At 58.7% G+C, this 2,391-nt stretch carries 3 protein-coding genes; 2 read left to right on the top strand and 1 reads right to left on the bottom strand.

Annotated features, from left to right (window positions below):
- Window positions 1-182: 182 nt before the first annotated feature.
- Window positions 183-383, bottom strand: a complete 201-nt coding sequence (locus tag Q4P21_RS16200; protein ID WP_303389749.1) for a hypothetical protein — start codon at window positions 381-383, stop codon at window positions 183-185.
- 233 nt (window positions 384-616) lie between these two features.
- Between Q4P21_RS16200 and Q4P21_RS16195 the strand changes: the two genes are divergently transcribed.
- The gene (locus tag Q4P21_RS16195) at window positions 617-1,525 is read left to right on the top strand and encodes an exonuclease domain-containing protein (RefSeq protein WP_303389748.1); all 909 of its coding nucleotides are present in this window, start codon (window positions 617-619) and stop codon (window positions 1,523-1,525) included.
- 43 nt (window positions 1,526-1,568) lie between these two features.
- The gene (locus tag Q4P21_RS16190) at window positions 1,569-1,871 is read left to right on the top strand and encodes a hypothetical protein (RefSeq protein ID WP_303389747.1); all 303 of its coding nucleotides are present in this window, start codon (window positions 1,569-1,571) and stop codon (window positions 1,869-1,871) included.
- Window positions 1,872-2,391: the final 520 nt, after the last annotated feature.

Genomic DNA, 2,391 nt, shown 5'->3' with positions numbered 1-2,391 from the left:
AGCTGGTAGAGCGCCACGTTTACACCGTGGATGTCATCGGTTCGATCCCGGTAGGACCCACCAAAGGAAAGCCCCGTGGCATCAAGACAAACAATCTTGAAATCGCGGGGTTTTTTTGTTGTGCCCAGTGGAACCGTTGCGCTCGTGGGCCGTGCCGCCTTCGCGGGGGAACGCACACAGCGTTACTTTCGCAGGGCCGCCGTCGACTCCGGGATGACCTGCTCCAGTGCCATATCGCTAGCCTCGGACGGTTCGCCATCGAGGGTGTCTGCGTTGTTCAGGGAAGGGTCGGACCGCCGGCGAAACAAGCGCCCGAGCAAGAAAGCGGCTACGACAGACACGAGGCACCAGCATACGACGAACACGATGATCTGCCAGATCATGGGCTCTCCTGTTCAAATCGGAACTTGCCATCGCAACGAGCGTCGGCGTCGGTTTGGCCAGCGGCTGCTGACGAGGCATCATGGATACCTTCGACATTAGTTTGTGTCCTCAGTTAGTGTAGCGGTGACTGCGGCTCCGCGTCGCATATGATCACTAACGAACAGCCAGTTGTTATGGTCATACATTGAACGTTGACCCCGGAGCTTGCGGGGAAGCGGCAGCAGGGGGAAACATGAGCGGGATGTCTTTTACGGCCATCGACTTTGAAACAGCTAACAGCTACCGCGCCTCGGCTTGCGCTGTGGGCATGGCCAAGGTCCGCAACGGACGGATCGTTGAGGAGGCTTCATGGCTGATGAAGCCGCTGCCCGGCTACGATGACTTCCTGCCCGTGAACATCGGTGTTCATGGCATCACCGCCGCGCAGGTGCGCGGGCTGGACGATTGGAGCACCCTGCACCACCCCATGCTTGAGTTCATTGGGGCAGACGCCCTGGTGGGTCACAACGTCAGCTTTGAGCGTTCCGTAATTTCCAAGGCCAGTGAAGCCTGCGGCGCTGTGATGCCTGACTTTGATTACCGCTGCACGCTCAATCTGGCCCGCAAGCACTTGACGCTGCCCAAATACTCACTCTCCGACGTGGTCACCGCCTTGAGCCTGCCCTCCTTCACCCATCACGACGCCGGAGCTGACGCTGCCGCCAGTGCCCATGTGGCCCTTGAACTCGCACGGCGCACCAATGCTTCCACGCTGGACGAGCTGTGGCCAGCGATGCCGAAGACGAGGAGTGGTGGCACGCCCAGCTACTATGCCTCCGGCTACACGCGCAAGCTTGCCGATCTGCCCAAGCCGGCCCCGGACGCGAATCCCCATGGCCCCCTGTACGGACAGACGCTGGTGTTCAGCGGGGATCTGGTCGCCATGCCGCGGGCCGAGGCCCAAGATGCAGCCGCTGCCAAGGGTGCGGTGATTGCCAACTCCACCACAAAGAAGGTCACTCTTGTAGTGGATGCGACTGCTGGCTTGCCAGGTTCCGTGCCCAGTGGGAAGGTTCGTCGCGCCATGGAGCTGGCGGCTGCTGGGCAGCACATTGAAGTCATCAGTGAAGGGCGTTTCCTACGGCTGCTTGCCTTCCAATAGAAGCCTGGCATGAATGTCTGACCCCGCCGGTAGCGTTCACGCCATGAACTTTTCCTTGGCAGAAGTGGCCGTGCAGACCAACACTGAAGGGGTGCCCCTCACAGTGCACCGCAACGGCCGAGAATGGATTGTCGGCGCAGAACCATTGCGCTGGTATGAGCGGCGGCAGTGGTGGAAACAGGCGCAGCGTATGCCCAGGGGCCACGGCCGCGTTGACGTCCAGGTATGGCGTATCCAGGCCCGACTTGGCCGGAATATGCGCAGTGAGCTGGTCACCATGGAACTCGAATGTGATGCCGCGGAAGGGCGGTGGCTCATGCGGGAACCATTGAGCATGGCGGGCTGAATGTTCGTGCCGGGGGGATTGATTAAAACTGAAAGGTTCCCCGCCACAGCTATTGGGGGACGCTGTGGTGGGGAACCAGTAACAAAAATATAGCGTGTGATTCTGGAAGATGCAAACTGACATGCAGAATTTCCGGATGACTGCCAAAATGTAAAATTAACGTACTGGGAAGGTGGTCGTTGCTTATCGAGCAGGGCTCAGGCAGGCCCCCAGCTGCCCACTTAAAGTGAATGACCTTCCACTGTGGCTATTGGGGGACGCCACAGTGGAAGGTCTATGGAAAAATATACGCGCCTGTTACACAAAATACAAGGCCGGACGTTCTACCTCCTCAGGGTGGCAGAGGTGAGGCTCTGGAGCAGTGAGAGCTTTCCAACATTCACGTCCAACATGCAGTCGCAGCTGGGGAAGCAGGCATGGCACCGATAAGCTGGAAGAAATCATTATGTTTGACTCTGGAGGTACTATGTCTGCACACAATGGATCTGCACAAATTGGCGTGACCGGCCTGGCTGTTATG

The organism is Arthrobacter sp. (assembly GCF_030540645.1).
Taxonomy (GTDB): Bacteria; Actinomycetota; Actinomycetes; order Actinomycetales; family Micrococcaceae; genus Specibacter.
The sequence above is the reverse complement of the archived record's forward strand: the minus strand, read 5'-3'. Positions and strand labels throughout refer to the sequence as shown.

Excerpts from the sequence above, each read along its gene's own strand:
- Q4P21_RS16190 (WP_303389747.1), top strand. The coding sequence starts at position 1,569 with ATGAACTTTTCCTTGGCAGAAGTGGCCGTGCAGACCAACACTGAAGGG.
- Q4P21_RS16200 (WP_303389749.1), bottom strand. The coding sequence starts at position 383 with ATGATCTGGCAGATCATCGTGTTCGTCGTATGCTGGTGCCTCGTGTCT.
- Q4P21_RS16195 (WP_303389748.1), top strand. The coding sequence starts at position 617 with ATGAGCGGGATGTCTTTTACGGCCATCGACTTTGAAACAGCTAACAGC.